The 21,566-nt window shown below is 56.3% G+C and carries 11 protein-coding genes; 9 read left to right on the top strand and 2 right to left on the bottom strand.

Annotated features, from left to right (window positions below; translation table 11 throughout):
* Position 1 precedes the first annotated feature (1 nt).
* Positions 2-262 (bottom strand): hypothetical protein, encoded by a 261-nt coding sequence (locus CQ018_RS02195; RefSeq protein WP_258142397.1) that lies wholly within the window; start codon positions 260-262, stop codon positions 2-4.
* Positions 263-589: 327 nt separating this feature from the next.
* On the opposite strand from CQ018_RS02195, the gene rpoB reads away from it, so the two are divergent.
* Complete coding sequence (gene rpoB / locus CQ018_RS02190) at positions 590-4,096, top strand: DNA-directed RNA polymerase subunit beta (RefSeq protein WP_105548675.1); 3,507 nt, start codon at positions 590-592, stop codon at positions 4,094-4,096.
* 190 nt (positions 4,097-4,286) lie between these two features.
* Positions 4,287-8,180: a DNA-directed RNA polymerase subunit beta' gene (locus CQ018_RS02185; protein WP_105548318.1), complete on the top strand. Its 3,894-nt coding sequence runs from the start codon at positions 4,287-4,289 to the stop codon at positions 8,178-8,180.
* Positions 8,181-8,927: 747 nt separating this feature from the next.
* Here the strand turns inward: CQ018_RS02185 and CQ018_RS02175 are convergent.
* A complete protein-coding gene (locus CQ018_RS02175; RefSeq protein ID WP_105548316.1) occupies positions 8,928-10,718 on the bottom strand; it encodes an HNH endonuclease signature motif containing protein in 1,791 nt (596 codons plus the stop codon).
* Between the two features lie 574 nt (positions 10,719-11,292).
* On the opposite strand from CQ018_RS02175, the gene rpsL reads away from it, so the two are divergent.
* The 7 genes from rpsL (at position 11,293) to CQ018_RS19980 (ending at position 21,137) form a co-directional block, all read left to right on the top strand.
* Positions 11,293-11,667, top strand: a complete 375-nt coding sequence (gene rpsL, locus CQ018_RS02170) for a 30S ribosomal protein S12 (protein ID WP_068731493.1) — start codon at positions 11,293-11,295, stop codon at positions 11,665-11,667.
* The gene (rpsG, locus tag CQ018_RS02165) at positions 11,667-12,137 is read left to right on the top strand and encodes a 30S ribosomal protein S7 (protein WP_105548315.1); all 471 of its coding nucleotides are present in this window, start codon (positions 11,667-11,669) and stop codon (positions 12,135-12,137) included. The genes rpsL and rpsG overlap by 1 nt, the downstream gene beginning before the upstream one ends.
* A gap of 78 nt (positions 12,138-12,215) precedes the next feature.
* Positions 12,216-14,330 carry an elongation factor G gene (fusA, locus tag CQ018_RS02160; RefSeq protein ID WP_105548314.1) on the top strand — a complete coding sequence of 705 codons (2,115 nt, stop codon included), beginning with the start codon at positions 12,216-12,218 and terminating at the stop codon, positions 14,328-14,330.
* Positions 14,331-14,569: 239 nt separating this feature from the next.
* Positions 14,570-15,760 (top strand): elongation factor Tu, encoded by a 1,191-nt coding sequence (tuf, locus tag CQ018_RS02155; protein WP_105548313.1) that lies wholly within the window; start codon positions 14,570-14,572, stop codon positions 15,758-15,760.
* A gap of 234 nt (positions 15,761-15,994) precedes the next feature.
* On the top strand, positions 15,995-19,987 hold the full coding sequence (locus tag CQ018_RS02150) for a hypothetical protein (RefSeq protein WP_105548312.1): 3,993 nt from the start codon (positions 15,995-15,997) through the stop codon (positions 19,985-19,987).
* Positions 19,988-20,300: 313 nt separating this feature from the next.
* Entirely contained in the window at positions 20,301-20,873 is a 573-nt protein-coding gene (locus CQ018_RS02145; protein WP_105548311.1) for a helix-turn-helix transcriptional regulator, read from the top strand.
* A gap of 123 nt (positions 20,874-20,996) precedes the next feature.
* Positions 20,997-21,137 carry a hypothetical protein gene (locus CQ018_RS19980; protein WP_181149723.1) on the top strand — a complete coding sequence of 47 codons (141 nt, stop codon included), beginning with the start codon at positions 20,997-20,999 and terminating at the stop codon, positions 21,135-21,137.
* The last annotated feature ends 429 nt before the right edge of the window (positions 21,138-21,566 follow it).

The following is a 21,566-nucleotide window of genomic DNA, read 5'->3' as shown; positions in this document are numbered from 1 at the left end:
TTCACGTACCAACGGTAAAGAATCGCCCTGACCTCCGCCAGCACAAATGCTTACTGCTGACGGCCTTGACGTCCCAACCAATGCCAGCGGCTATGGAACTTTGGCGGGCAGGGCTTTGCCCACAACCGGCCTGAACGTCGTCGGCATCAATCCTTGCACGTTCGAATGCACCATGAATAGCGATGGTGCCGAGTTTAACGGCGCTGAGGGTGGAGAGTTGCCTGTTAAGACGTCCACAAGGCCTGCGAGCGCCGGCAACGATTACGGCGTCAGGAGGTGGGGACGTGATGAGGCGCGCTTTCGAATCAAACCGTGAGGACTGCTACCTCTAGATCGACCCTCCGTGCGTTACTCCACATTGCTGCGGAGCGGAAGTGGCGGATCTCTCATTAAGCATGCGCTCTGCGGCCCGGGTTTGCGGGTTCGGCACTAGACATGGTAGGTCAACTGGTGTAACGTGGAGATTTGCGTCTTCTCTTTTCATCTCCGGCCTTCATATAGCGGTGGGCCTGCTCAACGGTGCTGTGTCGAGTAAAACTCGAGCAGAGAGACGGCGTCGGAAACCTGACGGTCTGTGGAAGGATCCATCTTGGTCGCCTCGAGCACCTCTAACAATCAAACCGCTAGTTCGGCCCGCGCAGCAGAATATGCTGGCCGACTTTCTTTTGCAAAGATTCACGAACCACTAGACGTTCCTAATCTTTTGGCACTTCAGACCGAAAGCTTTGACTGGCTTATCGGTAACGAACGCTGGAAGAACCGTCTGGCATACGCCCAGACCATTGGTGACACCAGTGTAGCCAACGTCTCAGGCCTTGCCGAGATCTTCGAAGAGATCTCCCCGATTGAAGACTTCCAGGAGACTATGTCCCTGAGCTTCTCGGAGCCTGAGTTCGCCGATCCGAAGTACACCATGGCCGAGTGCAAGGACCGCGACGCAACGTACGCGGCCCCTTTGTACGTTAAGGCCGAGTTCATGAACAACAACACGGGCGAAATTAAGCAGCAGACCGTGTTTATGGGCGACTTCCCGCTGATGACGGACAAGGGTACCTTCATCATCAACGGCACCGAGCGTGTCGTAGTCTCCCAGCTTGTTCGTTCCCCGGGAGCCTACTTCGAGCGCACCCCGGACAAGACCAGCGATAAGGACATCTTCACCGCGAAGATCATCCCGTCACGTGGTGCTTGGTTCGAACTCGAAATTGACAAGCGCGACCAGGTCGGCGTCCGTCTCGACCGCAAGCGCAAGCAGTCGGTTACCGTGCTGCTTAAGGCTCTTGGCTGGACCGAAGGCCGCATCCTTGAAGAATTCGGTCAGTACGACTCGATTCGCGCCACCCTGGAAAAGGACACTACCGATACCCAGGAAGAAGCACTCCTGGATATCTACCGTAAGCTTCGCCCGGGCGAGCCGCCGACGGTTGATGCCGCGCAGGCATTGCTGAAGAACCTGTACTTCGAGCCAAAGCGCTACGACCTGGCCAAGGTTGGTCGTTACAAGATCAACCGCAAGCTCGGCGTAGAAACCCCGCTGAACTCCCCGGAAGCCTCGGTACTGAACATTGACGACATCGTCGCAATGATCAAGTTCCTGGTTGCCCTGCACGCAGGCGAGAAGACCACCCCGGGTATCCGCGATGGCAAGCCTGTTGACCTGATGGTTTCCATCGATGACATCGACCACTTCGGTAACCGTCGCATTCGCGCCGTTGGCGAATTGATTGAAAACCAGATTCGTACGGGTCTTTCCCGTATGGAGCGTGTTGTGCGCGAGCGCATGACCACCCAAGACGTCGAGGCAATCACCCCGCAGACGCTGATCAACATCCGCCCGGTTGTTGCAGCGATCAAGGAGTTCTTCGGAACCTCCCAGCTCTCGCAGTTCATGGACCAGAACAACCCGCTAGCCGGTCTGACGCACAAGCGTCGTCTTTCCGCGCTGGGCCCGGGTGGTCTCTCCCGTGACCGTGCAGGCATGGAAGTTCGAGACGTTCACCCGTCTCACTACGGTCGTATGTGCCCCATCGAAACCCCCGAAGGCCCGAACATTGGTCTGATCGGTTCGTTGGCTACCTACGGTCGCATCAACGCCTTCGGCTTCATCGAAACCCCATACCGCAAGGTTGTTGGTGGCCAAGTTACCGACCAGATCGATTACCTGACCGCCGACGACGAGCTGGAAAACTTCATCGCACAGGCCAACGCGCCGCTCGATGCAGAAAACCGCTTCGTTGAAGATGCAGTCATGGTTCGCGAACGCGGCGGTGGCGGCGAGCCCGTCATCGTTGATGCAGACGAAGTTCAGTACATGGACGTTTCCCCGCGCCAGATGGTGTCCGTGGCAACCGCCCTGATTCCATTCCTCGAGCACGACGATGCTAACCGCGCACTCATGGGTGCCAACATGCAGCGTCAGGCTGTGCCGCTACTTGCCTCCGAGTCCCCACTGGTGGGTACCGGCATGGAGAAGTTCGCCGCAGTTGACGCCGGCGACTCGGTAGTTGCAACCACCGGAGGCGTTGTCTCCGAGGTTTCGGCCGACCTGGTCACCGTCATGAACGACGATGGCACCGAAGCTGCCTACCCGATCATGAAGTTTGCACGCTCTAACCAGGGCAACGCATACAACCAGCGCGTGATGGTTTCCGAAGGCGATCGTGTTGATTACAACTCGATCATCGCCGACGGCCCGTCCACTGATAAGGGCGAGCTCGCCCTGGGCAAGAACCTGCTGGTTGCCTTCATGTCCTGGGAAGGTCACAACTTCGAGGATGCCATCATCCTCTCCCAGCGCATGGTCTCCGACGACGTGCTCACCTCGATTCACATCGAAGAGCACGAAGTTGATGCCCGCGACACCAAGCTTGGTGCCGAAGAAGTTACCCGCGACATCCCGAACGTCTCCGAAGAGATCTTGGCGCAGCTCGACGAGCGCGGCATCATCCACATCGGTGCAGAGGTTGAAGCAGGCGACATCCTCGTTGGCCGTGTCACCCCCAAGGGTGAAACCGAGCTGACCCCAGAAGAGCGCCTGCTGCGCGCCATCTTCGGTGAGAAGTCCCGCGAAGTTCGCGATACCTCGCTGAAGGTTCCGCACGGTGAATCCGGTGTTGTCATCGGTGTGCGTATCTTTGATCGCGACAACGACGATGATCTGCCTCCGGGCGTCAACCAGTTGGTCCGCGTGTACGTGGCGCAGAAGCGTAAGATCACCAACGGTGACAAGCTTGCTGGTCGTCACGGTAACAAGGGCGTTATTTCCAAGATCCTTCCGATCGAAGATATGCCGTTCCTTGAAGACGGAACCCCGGTTGATGTAGTGCTAAACCCACTGGGTGTACCGGGTCGTATGAACGTCGGCCAGGTACTGGAAATCCACCTCGGTTGGGCTGCCAAGCAGGGTTGGAAGATCGAGGGCGAGCCGGAGTGGGTCAAGAACCTCCCGGATCTGCCACGTGAAGTTGCTTCGGCAACGGTTTCCACCCCGGTGTTCGATGGTGCGTCGGAAGACGAAATCCGCGGCATCCTGGATCACACCAACGTCACCCGTGATGGTGTGCGATTGATCGGCAACTCCGGTAAGGCACGTCTGTTTGACGGCCGCTCCGGTCAGCCGTTCCCGGATCCAGTAGCCGTTGGTTACATGTACATCTTGAAGCTTCACCACCTGGTGGACGACAAGATTCACGCTCGTTCCACCGGTCCGTACTCTATGATCACCCAGCAGCCGCTGGGTGGTAAGGCACAGTTCGGTGGCCAGCGCTTTGGTGAGATGGAAGTGTGGGCCCTGGAGGCCTACGGCGCCGCATACACCCTGCAGGAACTGCTCACGATCAAGTCTGATGATATTCACGGTCGCGTGAAGGTCTACGAAGCGATCGTTAAGGGCGAGAACATCCCAGAACCTGGTGTTCCGGAATCGTTCAAGGTCCTGATCAAGGAAATGCAGTCGTTGTGCTTGAACGTTGAGGTTCTTGGAACCGACGGTCAGACCATCGAAATGCGAGACTCGGATGAAGAAGTCTTCCGGGCCGCGGAAGAACTCGGCATCGACCTTTCCCGGTCGGAACCGAACTCCGTCGAAGAAGTTTAGTTCAAGTATTCGGTGACTCAATGTTGTGAGGGGAGCGGTAGGACGGCATAGCTGCCCTCCGCCCCCAACAACAAAACACCACTACTTGGCTGAATAACTTTCAGACCCACGGTGAGCGGCGCCCCACGCGGGGCACCGAACGCCTCACCACATTAGACTTCAGAGAACTTAGAAGAGAGATAAGGACCATATGTCCAGCGAATCCTCATTCGGCCTCATGCGCATCGGCCTGGCAACTGCGGAAGAGATCCGCGGGTGGAGCTACGGCGAGGTTAAGAAGCCCGAAACCATCAACTACCGCACCCTCAAGCCGGAAAAGGACGGTCTTTTCTGCGAAAAGATCTTCGGTCCTTCCCGCGACTGGGAGTGCTACTGCGGCAAGTACAAGCGCGTGCGCTTCAAGGGCATCATCTGCGAACGCTGTGGAGTTGAAGTAACCCGCGCCAAGGTACGCCGCGAACGCATGGGTCACATCGAGCTTGCAGCTCCGGTAACCCACATCTGGTACTTCAAGGGCGTCCCCTCGCGCTTGGGCTACCTGCTTGACCTGGCACCGAAGGATCTTGAGAAGATCATTTACTTCGCTGCCTACATGGTCACCGCCGTTGACGAAGAGCGTCGTCACGCAGAACTGCCAAACCTTCAGGCTCAGCATGACCTGGAGCGCAAGCAGCTCGTTGACAACCGCGACTCCGACATCGCAGCCATCGCACGCGATCTGGAAGAGCAGATGGCAACCCTCGAAGCCGAGGGTGCTAAGGCTGCCGAGAAGAAGAAGGCCCGCGACCTTGCGGACAAGACCATGGCCCAGGTGCGTAAGCGCGCCGACGCGGACATCGAACGTCTTGACCAGGTCTGGGACCGCTTCAAGAACCTGAAGGTCGCTGACCTTGAGGGTGATGAAGGCCTGTTCCGTTCGCTGCGCGAACGCTACGGACTGTACTTCGAGGGCTCCATGGGCGCCGAAGCCATCAAGAAGCGTCTCGAGTCCTTCGATATGCCTGCCGAAGCGGAAATTCTTCGCGACATCATCGAAAACGGCAAGGGACAGCGTAAGACCCGTGCCCTGAAGCGCCTCAAGGTCGTCAATGCGTTCCTGACTACCACCAACTCCCCGTTGGGCATGGTTCTTGACGCCGTTCCGGTGATCCCACCAGAGCTTCGCCCGATGGTACAGCTGGACGGTGGCCGCTTTGCGACCTCCGACCTCAACGACCTGTACCGCCGCGTGATCAACCGCAACAACCGCCTCAAGCGTTTGTTGGACCTCGGTGCGCCGGAAATCATCGTCAACAACGAAAAGCGCATGCTGCAGGAAGCTGTTGACTCGCTCTTCGATAACGGTCGTCGTGGCCGCCCGGTAACGGGTCCAGGCAACCGTCCGCTGAAGTCGCTTTCCGACATGCTCAAGGGCAAGCAGGGACGCTTCCGTCAGAACCTTTTGGGTAAGCGTGTTGACTACTCGGGCCGTTCGGTCATCGTTGTTGGTCCGCAGCTGAAGCTGCACCAGTGTGGTCTGCCTAAGCAGATGGCCCTGGAGCTCTTCAAGCCGTTCGTGATGAAGCGCCTGGTTGACCTCAACCACGCACAGAACATCAAGAGCGCCAAGCGTATGGTTGAGCGTTACCGTCCGCAGGTTTGGGACGTTCTCGAAGAGATCATCACCGAGCACCCGGTACTGCTGAACCGTGCACCTACCCTGCACCGCTTGGGCATCCAGGCGTTCGAACCGCAGCTGGTTGAAGGTAAGGCCCTTCAGCTTCACCCGCTGGTTTGTGCAGCGTTCAACGCCGACTTCGACGGTGATCAGATGGCAGTTCACCTGCCGCTGAGCCCCGAAGCCCAGGCCGAAGCACGCATCTTGATGTTGTCCTCGAACAACATTTTGAAGCCGTCCGATGGTCGCCCGGTTGCACTTCCTTCACAGGATATGATCATCGGTCTGCACCACTTGACCACCAAGCGTCTTGACGAGGTTGGCGCCGGTCGTGCGTTCGCTTCCCCGGCCGAGGCCATCATGGCCCTTGACCGCGGCGAACTGCACCTGAACTCACCGGTTCAGATTCGTGTTCCGGGCTTTGTTCCTTCGGACGAGCAGCCAGCACCAGAGGGTTGGGAAGCCGGTCAGCCGGCCCTCATCAACACCTCGCTGGGTCAGGTTCTCTTCAATGAGACCCTTCCAGCTGACTACCCATGGGTAGAACAGGTTGCAGGTAAGGATGCACTCTCGGACATCGTCAACGACTTGGCCGAGCGATACCCGAAGGTTGTTACCGCGGCAACGCTGGATAACCTCAAGGATGCCGGCTTCAAGTGGGCAACCCGCTCGGGTATCACCGTCGCGATCTCGGACATCACCTCGAACATGGACAAGGCAACCATCCTTGCTCCGTACGAGGAGAAGGCGCGCCGCGTGCAGTCGCAGTACGACAAGGGTCTGATTGCTGATAACGAGCGTCGTAGCGACCTAATCGACATCTGGACCAAGGCCACCGATGAGGTAGCCGCGGCCATGCAGGCCGGTATGGAAGAGCTGAACACCATTAACCGTATGGTGACCTCCAAGGCTCGTGGTAACTGGCTGCAGCTGCGCCAGATTGCCGGTATCCGTGGTCTGGTATCTAACCCTAAGGGTGAGATCATCCCGCGTCCGATCAAGTCTTCATACCGTGAAGGCCTGTCGGTTCTCGAGTACTTCATCGCTACCCACGGTGCCCGTAAGGGTCTTGCCGATACCGCGTTGAAGACCGCTAACTCCGGTTACCTGACCCGTCGACTCGTTGACGTGTCGCAGGATGTCATCGTGCGCGAAATGGACTGCGGTACTTCCCGTGGCCTGAACGTGCCGATCGCCTACACCGACGAAATCGGTACCGTGCGTATGCACGAAACCGTGGAGAACTCCGCCTACACCCGTACCCTCGCCACCGACGTCGTTGACGCCACCGGCAAGGTACTGGCCCAGGGTGGAGCCGACGTGGGCGACGTGCTCATCGACGAACTCTTCGCTGCCGGTGTCACCGACATCAAGGTCCGCTCCGTGCTGACCTGTGAGTCGGCCGTTGGAACCTGTGCACTGTGCTACGGTCGCTCGCTGGCCAGCGGCAAGACCGTTGACATCGGTGAGGCTGTTGGCATTATTGCCGCACAGTCCATTGGCGAACCAGGTACCCAGCTGACCATGCGTACCTTCCACACCGGTGGCGCTGCCTCCGCGGAAGATATCACCCAGGGTCTGCCACGTATCCAGGAGCTCTTCGAGGCACGTACACCTAAGGGTGTTGCCCCGATCTCCGAGGTTGCCGGACGGGTGACCATCGAGGACTCCGAGAAGCAGCTGCGCATCGTGATCACCCCGGACAACGGCGACGAAGAAATCGCTTACCCGGTGCTGCGTCGTGCACGTCTGCTGGTCGCCGATGGCGATTCGGTCACCGTTGGTCAGCAGCTTGTTGCTGGTGCCATCGATCCGAAGCAGGTTCTGCGTGTTCTTGGCCCGCGTGAGGCACAGAAGTTCCTCGTCCGCGAAGTCCAGGAGGTCTACCAGTCCCAGGGCGTAGGCATCCACGATAAGCACGTGGAAGTCATCGTTCGCCAGATGCTGCGTCGCATTACCGTCATCGAGTCGGGCGAAACCGACTTGCTGCCGGGCGAGCTTGCTGACCGCGCACGCTTCACCTCGGAAAACCGCAAGGCTGTTTCCGAAGGCAAGAAGCCGGCATCGGGTCGTGACGAGCTGATGGGTATTACCAAGGCTTCCTTGGCTACCGATTCATGGCTCTCGGCCGCATCCTTCCAGGAGACCACCCGTGTCCTGACCCAGGCTGCAATGGAAGGCAAGTCCGATCCATTGCTCGGCCTGAAGGAAAACGTCATCATCGGTAAGCTGATCCCGGCCGGTACCGGCCTTGATCGCTACACCCAGGTGAACGTGGAACCGACCGATGAAGCCAAGGCTTCCTTGTTCACCGGTCAGTCCGCATTCTCCACCGGGATGGATTACGACGGTTTGGAGCCGGGCCTGAGCCCGGAATTCCACGCCATCGCCATGGATGACTACGATCTCGGTAACGATTTCCGCTAAGACATGAGCAAGGGTGTCCCGCAGCTAAATGCGGGACACCGCTGATGTAACACACCTTGTGGCCGGCAGGCCTTCCGAAAGGAAGACTGCCGGCCACAGGCGTATCTACACACTTTTCCAAAGTTTCTTGTGCTGATTAACCCCCGTTATGCACCGTAGACCTAGCTTTCGGCCAGGTTCTGGGTTCGGGCGTACCTAGCAAAAACTAGAAGCACGTACTTAGTAAACCTTGAGGTTAGTTTTGCAATACTCATGGGTTGCAAAGATTCTAGAAGAACAGCATGTCGGATAGTGAAGCTGAGCAAGACCAAAATGAAAAAGCGTGAAAACCAAAAGACTCACCTGTCGCGTTTGTGGTTTTGAGCTCCGGATGGACACAACTTCATGCCTAATGGCGTGAAAACCCCGGTGTTTACGACTGTTAGTGCGGTACCTACCGGTATCTTAATCTCTCGATCTAGCTGAGTTTTTCCTCGTACAGGATCTCTAATGCAGAAATCTTTGGTGGTCAGAACGCAGTAGGGTGATTGGTTTTATTGCGCCTACAAAAGCATCGAGCAGGTTAATGCTCGAGTGCTTACTTGAGGGCATGGAAAAGCGGCCCAGCAGCGAAATCGCGAAGCAGTTTCGGCTCTGGGCCGCCAAATGGTTATTGAAGAATGAGATGTTAGTTCCTTCTCCCACGCCCCCGCTAAGCGTGCGTTCAGGGTCAGGCGACCGAGAGATACAACGGGTGCTTGAGTGCGCTTAGATAGTTGCGGCTTCGGGATGGTAGAACCAGTTCCGTCTGAGCTTCTGTTCCGGGTCTAAGGCCCTGTTTTGAAGTACATAGGGGATAGCCCCAACGAAGATGATCTTTAGATGTTCGGCATGGAATGAAGCGTGACATGTTGGGCATAGTAGCGCACCATTGCATAGGTCGGTCTTACCGCCCAAATACCAGGGCTGGATATGGTTGGCCTCACAACGATAAGCCGGCATAGAACACCCCGGGTTGATGCAGCCCTTATCTCGTAGGGCCATGGCACGTCGTTGAGCGCGGCTGAAAAAGCGTTGGGTTCGGCCTAGGTCCAGTGGTTCAGATTGGGTACCCAGAACTACTGGAATGATATTTGCCGAGCACGCCATTCTTCGTGCAGAACCGGCGGAAATCAGTTGATTGTTTCCGGTAATACCCGGGTCGTTGAGCTTGCCAACAAGTGAATCCCAGGAGATCGTCACCAACATGTCGATATTTGGTTTCATGGGAAGCTCCGGGGAGCGTTCTCGATCATCGGAGGCCATGAAGCGGATGGAATCTAGGACGAATTGAAGTAAGCCGCGGGCTTTGATGCGTTCTCGGGCTGCTTCCAGACTCTCACCGGGTAGTAACTCAACGAATGGGCCATCGTCTGACGAAGGATCGGTGCCACCGACGTCAAGGAATTCTGCGCGCGGACGTTGTTGCTCGGGCATGTCCGGGTCTGCAGCCCAATCGGGTAGTTGTGCTGCTTCTGGGCTCGTTGCTGCTTCTTTTTCTGCGTTCCCAAAGCCGGGTAGCTCTGGCTGTCTGGGCTTTGCTGCTTCTTTTGAGTCGTTGGAAGAAATACCTGTTTGCGTATCTGTTTCTTGACCAAAACGTGAACGTGGATTGGCCACAAGTGCGGCCACCGTGGTGAGCAGTTCATGACCTTGGAGGTCAGTACAAATTTCCCACACGTATCCGCGAACGTGTCTGCCCTTGCAACGTAGCCCTACGTAAGGCTCAAGTTTTTCTTCGGCTTGTTCCAGAGCAGTAGCGTCAAGATGCGCGGTGAAATGCTTGAAAAGTTGTCCGGTACCCCCCGGGTTGCGACCGACGAGGGAATCGGCCAGCACATTTTCGATGTGTTCGGCGGTGGCCTGAGGATCTTTTTGGGCGTCGATACCCGGTTGTAAGGCCACGAGCTTACGGGCGGCCAACGCAATTTGGGTGGGGTCAGCTTTACCTCCGTCGAGCACGTCGCCCAGGACCTTGAACCGGGGAGGAACCTGCCGGCCGTTGAAGCCAGTGTGGGGAAGTAATAGTTCGCATGAGATTAGCCGATGTGTGGCTTGTGCTTTGGAAAGATGCATTTGGGCCTTGCAGAACTCTGCGGTGTCCTTGTACAGCATCTTGGTACCCGTAGGGTTGCAGGCGTCTTGTGGCAATTGAACTGAACCGTCGATGAATTTTTCAAGGTGTTCATGGACTTCGTTCAAGGCGATGAGTGGTTCTTCTTGAAGCGTGTGTGCGGCGGAGTCCTCGAGTTTTCCGGCGGCTACCAGTTGGACGCGTGTCATGGTTTTGACGAGGTCTTCGGTGAGTAACGCCAGCTCGGTGGCCCGGGTTGGTGAATCACAAATATTCTTGGCAGTATCCTCGGTAAGTTTTCTGAGGATCAAGTTCAGTAGGGCGAGCAGGCGCAACTGTTGATCCGCGGAACTCGATACTGGTGCATCGAGCTCTTCCGTGGATGGAGGCAGGAGCTGTGTGAGATCAGCTATCCCGGCATCTGTGAGTCTTGCTACCGTGCTCATGTCCTCCACTCTGAAGCATATGAGTAAAGATTCGTTGTGGGGTTAGCGAATCTGTGGATAACTTTCGGTGGACGGCAATAAAGAGGTGCATGAGTAGCTGATGAATTTTTCCCGGTAGTAATTCTTTTGAGATCGTCTTGTTTCAGGGTGTTTGCTCGGCGCGTGGGCATGGAAGAAAATAATTGTTTTACGGTAGCTGGGGAGGACTATGAAGAGTGAGTGTGAGATAGCTTTCTCTGGCTAAGGCGTCAGGGACGAAATGAATACCGAGTTCCCGGGGTTTTTGCTCTGCGGGTGTCAACTCCCGCTTGTTTAAAGGGATCCGTAGCCGGTGCTGCGAGCGACCCCATGTCATGAGCGCTGTCGATCCCGTGCTAAGCTGAAGCTAATTGTTTTTTATGTGTGGCAAATGGACACGGTCCGGGTTGCGGGTAGGTTGCGCAACAGATGCCACACTTTCGCACGCCTAGGGGTCAACCCTGAACACGCTGTGATGAAACGACTATAAACGCAGCGTCTCCAAGCAGTTTTTTGTGGGCGGCGCCGCAGAACAAAGAAACCGGAGGACACGAAAGTGCCTACTATTCAGCAGCTGGTCCGTAAGGGCCGCTCGCCGAAGGTCAAGAAGACCAAGGCCCCCGCCCTCAAGGGCAACCCAATGCGTCGTGGCGTATGCACCCGTGTGTACACCACCACCCCGAAGAAGCCGAACTCCGCACTTCGTAAGGTCGCACGTGTGCGTCTTGCCGGTGGCGTAGAAGTTACAGCTTACATTCCGGGCGTTGGCCACAACCTACAGGAACACTCCATCGTGCTCGTTCGCGGTGGTCGTGTGAAGGACCTTCCGGGTGTGCGCTACAAGATCGTACGTGGTGCGCTCGATACCCAGGGTGTTAAGAACCGTAAGCAGGCTCGTTCCCGCTACGGTGCCAAGAAGGAAGGTAAGTAATGCCTCGTAAGGGCCCGGCGCCAGCGCGCCCCCTAGTCTCGGATCCGGTCTACGGTTCCCCGCTTGTTACTCAGCTGATCAACAAGGTTTTGGTCGATGGTAAGAAGTCAACCGCAGAGCGTATCGTTTACGGTGCACTCGAAGGTGCAGCGGCCAAGAACGGTGCTGACCCGGTTGTAACCCTCAAGAAGGCAATGGATAACATCCGTCCGGCCCTCGAAGTTCGTTCACGCCGCGTTGGTGGCGCCACCTACCAGGTACCAGTTGAGGTCAAGCCAGGTCGTTCGACCGCGCTTGCACTGCGCTGGTTGGTTGGCTACTCCAAGGCTCGCCGCGAGAAGACGATGATTGAGCGTCTCATGAACGAGATCCTGGATGCATCGAACGGTCTGGGCGCCGCTGTCAAGCGTCGCGAAGACACTCACAAGATGGCAGAGTCCAACAAGGCCTTCGCCCACTACCGCTGGTAAAAAGCGTTCTATTCTTATGGCGGGACTGATCACAAATCGGTTCCGCCACAAGAATCGATACCAACTTAGGGAGACATCGTGGCACAGGACGTGCTTACCGACCTGAACAAGGTCCGCAACATCGGCATCATGGCCCACATCGATGCCGGTAAGACCACTACAACGGAACGCATCCTGTTCTACACGGGTGTGAACCACAAGCTCGGCGAGACCCACGACGGTGGCGCAACGACCGACTGGATGGAGCAGGAAAAGGAACGCGGCATTACGATTACGTCTGCCGCCGTAACCTGCTTCTGGAACAACAACCAGATCAACATCATTGATACCCCGGGTCACGTTGACTTCACCGTTGAGGTAGAGCGCTCACTGCGCGTCCTCGATGGTGCAGTTGCCGTATTCGATGGCAAGGAAGGCGTGGAGCCACAGTCTGAGACTGTTTGGCGCCAGGCTGACAAGTACAACGTTCCGCGTATCTGCTTCGTCAACAAGATGGATAAGCTCGGTGCTGACTTCTACTACACCGTAGATACCATCATCAAGCGTCTTGGTGCCAAGCCGCTGGTTATGCAGCTGCCGATCGGCTCGGAATCCGAGTTCACCGGCGTTGTCGACCTGATGACCATGAAGGCTTTCGTCTGGGAAGGCGACTCCAAGGGCGACGTCACCATGGGTGCCGCTTACGAAGTTCGCGAGATCCCGGCCGACCTCCAGGAAAAGGCCGAAGAATACCGCGCCAAGATGGTCGAAGACGTCGCCGAGGGCTCTGACGAGCTCATGGAGAAGTTCCTCGAAGGCGAAGAGATCAGCATTGCTGAACTCAAGGCCGGCATCCGCAAGATGGTTGTTACCTCGGCTCTCTACCCGGTCTTCTGTGGCTCTGCCTTCAAGAACCGTGGCGTTCAGCCGATGCTCGATGCTGTCATCGATTACCTGCCTTCGCCGCTCGACGTTGAGGCCATGGTTGGTCACGACCCGAAGAACGAAGAAATCGAACTGGTTCGCAAGCCGTCCGAAGACGAGCCGTTCTCGGCTCTTGCCTTCAAGATTGCTGCACACCCGTTCTTTGGTCAGCTCAACTTCATTCGCGTGTACTCCGGCAAGGCTGTCTCAGGCACCCAGCTGCTGAACTCGACGAAGCAGAAGAAGGAGCGCATTGGCAAGCTCTTCCAGATGCACGCCAATAAGGAAATGCCGGTAGACGAGATCCACGCGGGTCACATCTACGCAGTGATCGGACTCAAGGACACCACCACCGGTGATACCTTGTGCGATCCGGCACACCCGATCGTTCTCGAATCGATGTCCTTCCCTGATCCAGTGATCTTCGTTGCCATTGAGCCGAAGACCAAGGGTGACCAGGAGAAGCTCTCGACTGCAATCCAGAAGCTTTCGGCTGAGGACCCGACGTTCACCGTCTCCCTCAACGAAGACACCGGCCAGACCGAAATCGGCGGCATGGGCGAGCTCCACTTGGACATCCTGGTGGACCGTATGCGTCGCGAATTCCGCGTTGAAGCCAACGTTGGCAAGCCGCAGGTTGCATACCGCGAAACCATCAAGAAGGCTGTGGAGAAGGTCGACTTCACCCACAAGAAGCAGACCGGTGGTTCGGGTCAGTTCGCAAAGGTCCAGGTCTCGTTCGAGCCCCTGGAAGTTGTCGACGGTGTCATCTACGAATTCAAGAACGCCGTCACCGGTGGCCGTATTCCTCGCGAATACATCCCGTCGGTTGACGCAGGTATCCAGGATGCCATGCAGTTCGGTATCTTGGCAGGTTACCCGATGGTGGGCGTCAAGGCGACCCTCCTCGACGGTGCCTACCACGACGTTGACTCCTCGGAAATGGCGTTCAAGATCGCCGGTTCCCAGGTGTTCAAGGAAGGCGCACGCCGCGCCAACCCGATCATCCTCGAGCCGGTTATGGACGTAGAAGTTCGTACCCCGGAAGAGTACATGGGCGACGTCATTGGCGACTTGAACTCCCGCCGTGGATCCATCGCTTCGATGGAAGACGCAGCAGGCGTGAAGGTTATCCGTGCAACGGTTCCGCTGTCTGAAATGTTCGGTTACATTGGTGACCTGCGTTCAAAGACTCAGGGTCGTGCAGTGTACTCGATGACCTTCTCGAGCTACGCCGAGGTCCCGAAGGCAGTTGCCGACGAGATCATCCAGAAGTCCCGCGGCGAGTAATCTCGCTCAGGATCTAAAATTGGCCGTGACCCCGGACTTCGGGTGAATGGCTTTCCGGTGGGGCCGGGGCGGAGAAATCCAACCCGGCCCACACCAGGCGAACCGACGGATTCTTTGCCGAATCTTGACGGCAGCCGTAATTTAAACAATTCACCAAGCCCCCAGTAGACTTATATAAGTTTCGCCCGCGATCCGAGTGGGCGAGGTACGTCTTCTGTAAACGTTTCTAGGAGGAACCTGTGGCAAAGGCAAAGTTCGAGCGGAACAAGCCGCACGTCAACATCGGCACCATTGGTCACGTTGACCACGGTAAGACCACGTTGACCGCCGCCATTTCCAAGGTACTTGCTGACAAGTACCCGGATCTGAACGAGCAGCGCGATTTCGCTAATATCGACTCGGCACCGGAAGAGCGCCAGCGCGGTATTACCATCAACATCTCGCACGTCGAGTACCAGACCGAGCTGCGCCACTACGCGCACGTTGATGCTCCAGGTCACGCCGACTACATCAAGAACATGATCACCGGTGCTGCTCAGATGGACGGCGCGATCCTCGTGGTTGCCGCTACCGATGGCCCGATGGCTCAGACCCGCGAGCACGTTCTGCTTGCTCGCCAGGTTGGCGTTCCGTACCTGCTCGTCGCACTGAACAAGTCCGACATGGTAGACGACGAAGAGCTCCTCGACCTCGTGGAAATGGAAGTTCGCGAACTTCTTTCCTCACAGGGCTTCGATGGCGACGAGGCACCGGTTATGCGTGTTTCGGGCCTGAAGGCTCTGGAAGGCGACCCGGTTTGGGTCAAGTCCGTTGAGGACCTGATGGACGCAGTCGACACTCACGTTCCGACCCCGGTTCGTGACCGCGACAAGCCGTTCCTGATGCCGGTTGAAGACGTCTTCACCATCACCGGTCGTGGCACCGTTGTAACCGGTCGCGCCGAGCGTGGCACCCTTGCCATCAACTCGGAAGTTGAAATCGTTGGCATCCGCCCGGTTCAGAAGACTACCGTTACCGGTATCGAGATGTTCCACAAGCAGCTCGACGAAGCTTGGGCTGGCGAGAACTGTGGTCTGCTGCTTCGCGGTATCAAGCGCGAAGACGTAGAGCGTGGCCAGGTCATCGTCAAGCCGGGTTCCATCACCCCGCACACCGAGTTCGAGGCAAACGTCTACATCCTGTCCAAGGATGAAGGCGGACGTCACAACCCGTTCTACTCGAACTACCGCCCGCAGTTCTACTTCCGTACCACGGACGTAACCGGCGTAATCACCCTGCCGGAAGGCACGGAAATGGTTATGCCTGGCGACAACACCGAAATGTCTGTCGTGCTGATCCAGCCGATCGCCATGGAAGAGGGCCTCGGCTTCGCAATTCGCGAAGGCGGCCGCACCGTTGGTTCGGGCAAGGTCACCAAGATCACCGCGTAAGTTCACTTCGCAGATCTTGACCTAAGGGTCTAAAAGAGGAAGGTCTCCGCTGTTTCGACAGTTGGGGGCCTTCCTCTTTGCATGCCCAAAAGCACTTCTCCGCACGGCGCGAACACATAAGTAAAACGATTAGCCTGAATGGGGTACGCTTGAACGCGACCTGCATCCGCATTCCTTCGTGCCACGTTAAGTGGACAATGATCCCTCTTCTGGCGAAAGGCGTGAGACCTCCCCATGTCATCGTTCCTGACCTTCCTGATTGTCTTTTTCGGTGGTTTTTTCATTGGCGGTTATGTAGCCAAGCGGAAGGCCAAGAAGAGCACTCATATATCGGAAACTGGCCTGGCAAATGCATGGCAAGAAGGTTTTGAGGCCGCGCAGCGCACCAACAGTACGGCTCCAGGTATAGTAACTGTGCCCACTGCTCTTGCCGAAGGTGCGGGAACTGGTCAGCCGTTACCCAGGGAATCTTCACCACCGGTCAAACAGCAGCCAGAGCAACACCTTCAGGCCACCGCGATACCCGCGAAAGCGCCGGGGGAGAACCGCACACCGGAATCGCGGCCAGCGTTCGCTAGCCAAACTGAAGGGGTGCCGCCTCGACAAAAAGTCTTTGAGGTCATACGCCCGGCAGCGGCTGGTGATCAAGCTCCCGAGAGGCCCGCGCCGTGGGTGCCTGTTGTGGTTGATCCGCAAGTTCGAGCGCTACGCAACATCAATATCACGCTGTATATTGCCGCACTCTTGCTGGTCGCCGCAGCATCGCTATTCATCTCCTTGGCTTTGAATCCAGCGGCCAAAGTTGTGGGACTGGCTCTGGTTACCGCGGGTTTCTACGCTGGCGGGTTGATTACTCACAAGCGCAGCGAGCGTTTACGCCCCGCAGCTGTCGCCTTTGCTTCCACGGGCCTGGCATTGCTGCCCATGACGGGCCTTGCATATTTTATCCTGCTGCCCGCAAGTGCGGGAAGCGTCTGGCTGATTACCTCAATCATTGGCACCGCGGCATTTGTGTATGCGGCAGGAAAGCTGCGCTCGAGGGTAATTGCCGCACTTAGCACTACCTTTATGGTGTCTACCGCATACGCCGGCGGTGCGGTACTTAACCGTGGACTAGTCTTCTACTTCCTTTTCAGCATGTTACTTGCCACAGGAATCACTCTTGCCACGATATTCAAGCCTCGCTGGCTGAATAATCTTTACCTGCAATCTTTTACGGCAGCTCACAAATATCTGGTTCCAGCAACTATTTTGGCTGCGCTACTTTCGTTGCCGCTACTCAATGCCTTGGATTACACCTGGCTGTTTGCTGCTGCGTGCGCATACTACGCAATCGCTGGTGTTGTCGCTCCAACACGTGAGCGCTATTGGGACCAACTTGCCGGACGTCTAGCAATAATGCTCGCGTTGCTTTCGTTGATGATCCATCTTGAGGCAAGTAGCAGCACCATCGCACGGGTATTAAGTGTGCTCTTCGTGGCCCAGGCTGTGGCTTTGAGCTACAGAGTGCTCTGGTATTCACGCAAGGTAGCACCCAAACCTGCACTTGTCAGGATTGAGCTGTGGAGCCTACTCTCGCTAGGTGCTTTGACTTCGGTGGCGACTATCGCATCCGACGCACTTAGTTCATCGCGGTATCAATTGAATGCGAACTATGACTGGTCGTTACCAGTAGTCCTGATTGCTTCAATACTTATCGCAGTGCGCGTGCGTGGAACATTCTTGCTTACCCCGCTGGTCATTGGACTGCTGAGTCTCTGCTCGTTCGGACCGTTAGCCCCCGGATTCCAATCAATAGTTCTTGGCTCAGCGTGGATCGCTACCTGGTGGTTAGTCAGGGAACGCCATTCAAAGGTTGCCCAATTGACCAAGCTGGCGTGGCGATTGACTCTCCCGCTGCTCGTTGCCAGGATCTTTGTTTTTGCTGCCGCAGGTTGGCAACTTTCCACCCGTGCCATTTCAGATGTTGGGCTCGAGGATTTGCCAGTCTTGCCCAGCACACTGCGGACCCAACGGACTATTGTCGAATTTGCCGGCATGACGGGATTCGTTCTCGGAGTGCTGTGCCTGGTGGCGTGGTCAATCTGGCGCCTATGGGTCTCGGGCACTGAGACATCGCTGAAGCAGAAGCGTCAGGCCTCTACAAAAGCCAAGCGATTTGAGACCGAAGAGATTCTCGCGGGATTCTTCGCTGGTGGACTACTGCTGGTCTTCATCTTGACTGCCTGGCTGCAATTTAGGCGGGCATCACGGGGCAGCCGTACGTTTAGCGGAACAAGCTGGAGCGATGAATTTTGGTTGAACCAAGATCTGAGCCAACCTCTCATGTGGGTGATATTGGCGCTGGGCCTGATCAGTGCCAGCGTATTGCTTGGTACTCCAAGGCTTGGCTCCCTGGTTAGGGCATCAAACAATACGTCAATGCAGCATTCGATGCCCGGTCTGATTACCGGAAACTCGGTGCGACGGCTGATTCATGGGGGAGCCGCAATAAGTCTTGGCGGTGCCTTATGGCTCGGTGCTTTCTTGGAACCAGCGTGGTTGAGCGAAATCGTGGCGCTGCTCGGGTTGACCTATGTGCTCCTGCGACTCGTATCTAAAGATGCTGCAGTACCCGGATACTTTTATGCCTTGGCCGCTCAAATTCTCTTTTCAGCGACAGCATGGCATATTGCCGATCGGTTCAGCATGGATGCGCATGGACAGTTTGCCTTGTTCGCGCTGACCACCACTGTGGCGCAAAGCGCGCGACTACTCGTGGGTGCTCGCGTGGCAATGCTGGGTTCTGCCACAACACAAAAGGCTTTCAACCTCGGAACACTTGGTGTGTTGATGCTGCCGACCTTCAGTTATGTGGGGTGGGCAGCGGGGGAAATTGATCAAGCAGGATTGCTGATCCAGCTGATCTGTCTACTGGTCTTCATCGGGTCCTTGTTGTACACACCGAAATCTCTGCCGGAGACGTGGGAACGCTGGGGAGAATATGGTTTGTGGGCTTTAGGCGCTTTCACCCTCATGGCCTTCATCCTTGTTCCGGCCCAATGGGTCATGCTTCGTGATGGAGGCTGGCTACCAGTTGGGTTGTGGGGCACAAAGACCGCTGCAACAATCTTGATGCTGCTAGTCGTGGCAGTGGTGCTCAGTGAAAAGCTGGGGATCGGTGAAGCACGCTATCGGGTAGTTCGTGCCTTGCTTGCCGCAATCTTCTTGCTAGGTGTTTTGGGTATCTGTAGTGAGCTGTCCACTGGATGGCAGTTGGTTGCTGCGGTCTTGGCAGGTGTCGCCACGATTGTTTTTGCTGCCGGCCTGGGAATACCGTTGGTGCTCATCGGCACCGTGGTGTTCCTCCTGATTGCGCTAGAAAACGCCTTAGAGCTGTTCCGTGTCGCAGCGCTACTGGCACCTGCTCATCCACGCGACGATATGCTCCTGCTGGCAGGAGCCAGCTTGATCCTCTTGATTGGTTCGATCTTTGCCGGACGTTTTAATAGTCCAAGCGTGCCGTTTAGTTCAATCTTGCAACGCCACGAGGGGTTTGCCCCGGCCCACGCCCGGGTCATCTTTACCTCCACGCTTATTCTTGTGGGGGTAGCAGGTCTTACCGGACTGATAAGTTCACAGCGTGCCTACGTGTATCTCGGTGCAGGACTCTTCATGATCGGCGCTCTTGCCGCAGCGGCCCTGGAATTCCCGCGGCACTTGCGCGAAGCCGCCTATGAAATCAGCTTCGTGTTGGCCGCGGCAGTGTTGCAACGGTGTTTGATAGCCGCAGGCATTGGCTTTGAGTTCTTTGGATTCTTCTATTACTGGGTCATCGTCATAGCGCTCCTAGCTGCCTACGAGTTTTTCCGTCAACGAGAAATGCGCGCAGTGGTTACGCTCTTACTTGCCGCCGGGCTTCTCTCACTGCTGGGACTTGGAACCATCGTTGACTCGACGTTGAGCGAACAATTGGTGGTGTTGTTGACCTTTGCCGGATTACTGGTCTTCGGGCTGCTTTCCAACCGGCGGATGTTCACACTCTGGGCAGCCATTGGTATTGGTGTAGCGGTGCTGTGGTTCCTGCGTGGCTACACCTTTGCACTGTTGCTGATCTTGGCAGCCCTGCTGATTGCGCTGGCGCTGTGGCGGTTGGGGAAAATGAACCAAGACTCGACGCGCAAGAACGCAAGCTCAAGATCTATAGATGAGGAATCGGCAACCGAGCAGGGAAGAGAACTACGGTAGTAGTCAGCGCCAGCGAGGTACAAGTTTGTCGTGAGTTCTCGGACGGAGCATTCTGAGGTGGATGGCGAACCTCTTTGACCCTCCGTCGAACATCGACAGATCGCGATTCTCGAACTACTTGTGCCCTGGTTTGCAAGGAAATACCGCATGCTACGGAACGTGGCATGCGGTATTTGCCCAAATGCCACGAAGCGTCGCACCCGATAAGGCACCGCTTGAGGGATTAGACGGTGCAGATTTACTAGTCTTGAAGAAACGTCGCAGCCGCCCAGCATTCAGATAGCGACAAAACACGTTAAGAGAGGTACCGAAGATGACACTCGGAGAAAAAATCGCAGCAGCCCGCAAACAAGCAGGACTGTCTCAAGCCGAGCTCGCCGAAAAAATCTTCGTGTCTCGACAGGCGGTTTCGAAGTGGGAAAATGATCGTGGATTACCCGACATTGAAAATATTAAGGCCTTATCGGGCGTGTTCGGGGTAAGTCTCGACTACTTAGTGGGAATGAGCGAGCACACCCCAGCACCGGTGGTAATTGAGCCGATTGATATTACGCAGTACCAAAAATCTGGCAAGGCTCGAGATAAGTACGATGCTGCGGTCAGGGGTAAATATCCAAACGCTCAGATAATCTACCCCTTGATTCGACGGAAGAAACTCGGCCGCTGGGAATCAATCATCGATTTCATCGTGCAACCGGGCATCTTCCAAACCGCAGATGCCCTGAGCAATATCCGCGGCTGCTATGTAGTGGATATGGGAAGCCATCATCTTTTGGTCAATGTCTCGAAAAGCTCGATAGAAAGCCGAGAACTACCGAACAAGTTTGTGGGCCGCAAAAAGATTATTGGTGAGAGCATATTCGTCAAGGCACCGTACACGTTGTAACGAGGTACGTCCCCTGATCCATTCGGATTGCCGAGCCGCACAGAATTATTGATATTCGCAGAACGCCAAGCCGGGCTGATCTCGACCTACATTCAGCACGCCAGCCTGCGTATGCTGAAAGGCATGAAGTTTCTTATAGCCCTTGTGGTGATCATCGTCGTAGTCATGGCCCTGCTATGGATCCGGAAGACCTTCTCCAAGGAGATCGATTGGGCAAAGTCCATTCGACGTGCCCAGGGCAAAGACGATCGAAATAGCCGATAGTCCCGAACTTTCCCGTAAGCCTTCGCCTCCGGTGAGCTTTGTCACGCGGTTTGCGAGTGCTTCGGCGCGTCGGAAATCGGCTGTTTCCCTGCCGGGCCGAAAAGAAAATACCGGAATTTCGGTGCTGTAGACCCCTCCGCCTAAAAACGACACGCCCGAGCGCGGGGGTCGATGAGAAGTCGCAGCTAAGGCGATGAATCGATTGATGGATTTTGAAGGAGCCTTCGAGTTGGTGTTTTGCCCGTGCGTCTGCCAAACTAGACAAGTTGTTCATGAAGTTTTCCGTGCTCCATGTCCGCTGATCGGTTTACCGAGATCGGGGCAATGGGGTTTCGACCGAGATTGTGTCTCACCCGGGATAATGCCCGGGGTTGGGGAGCAATACAACTGAATTGAATGGAAGCTTGAACATCACCCCCACGCATTTAT

The organism is Arthrobacter sp. MYb227 (assembly GCF_002975435.1).
Lineage (GTDB): Bacteria > Actinomycetota > Actinomycetes > Actinomycetales > Micrococcaceae > Paeniglutamicibacter.
This window is presented reverse-complemented; position numbering and strand designations above follow the sequence as displayed.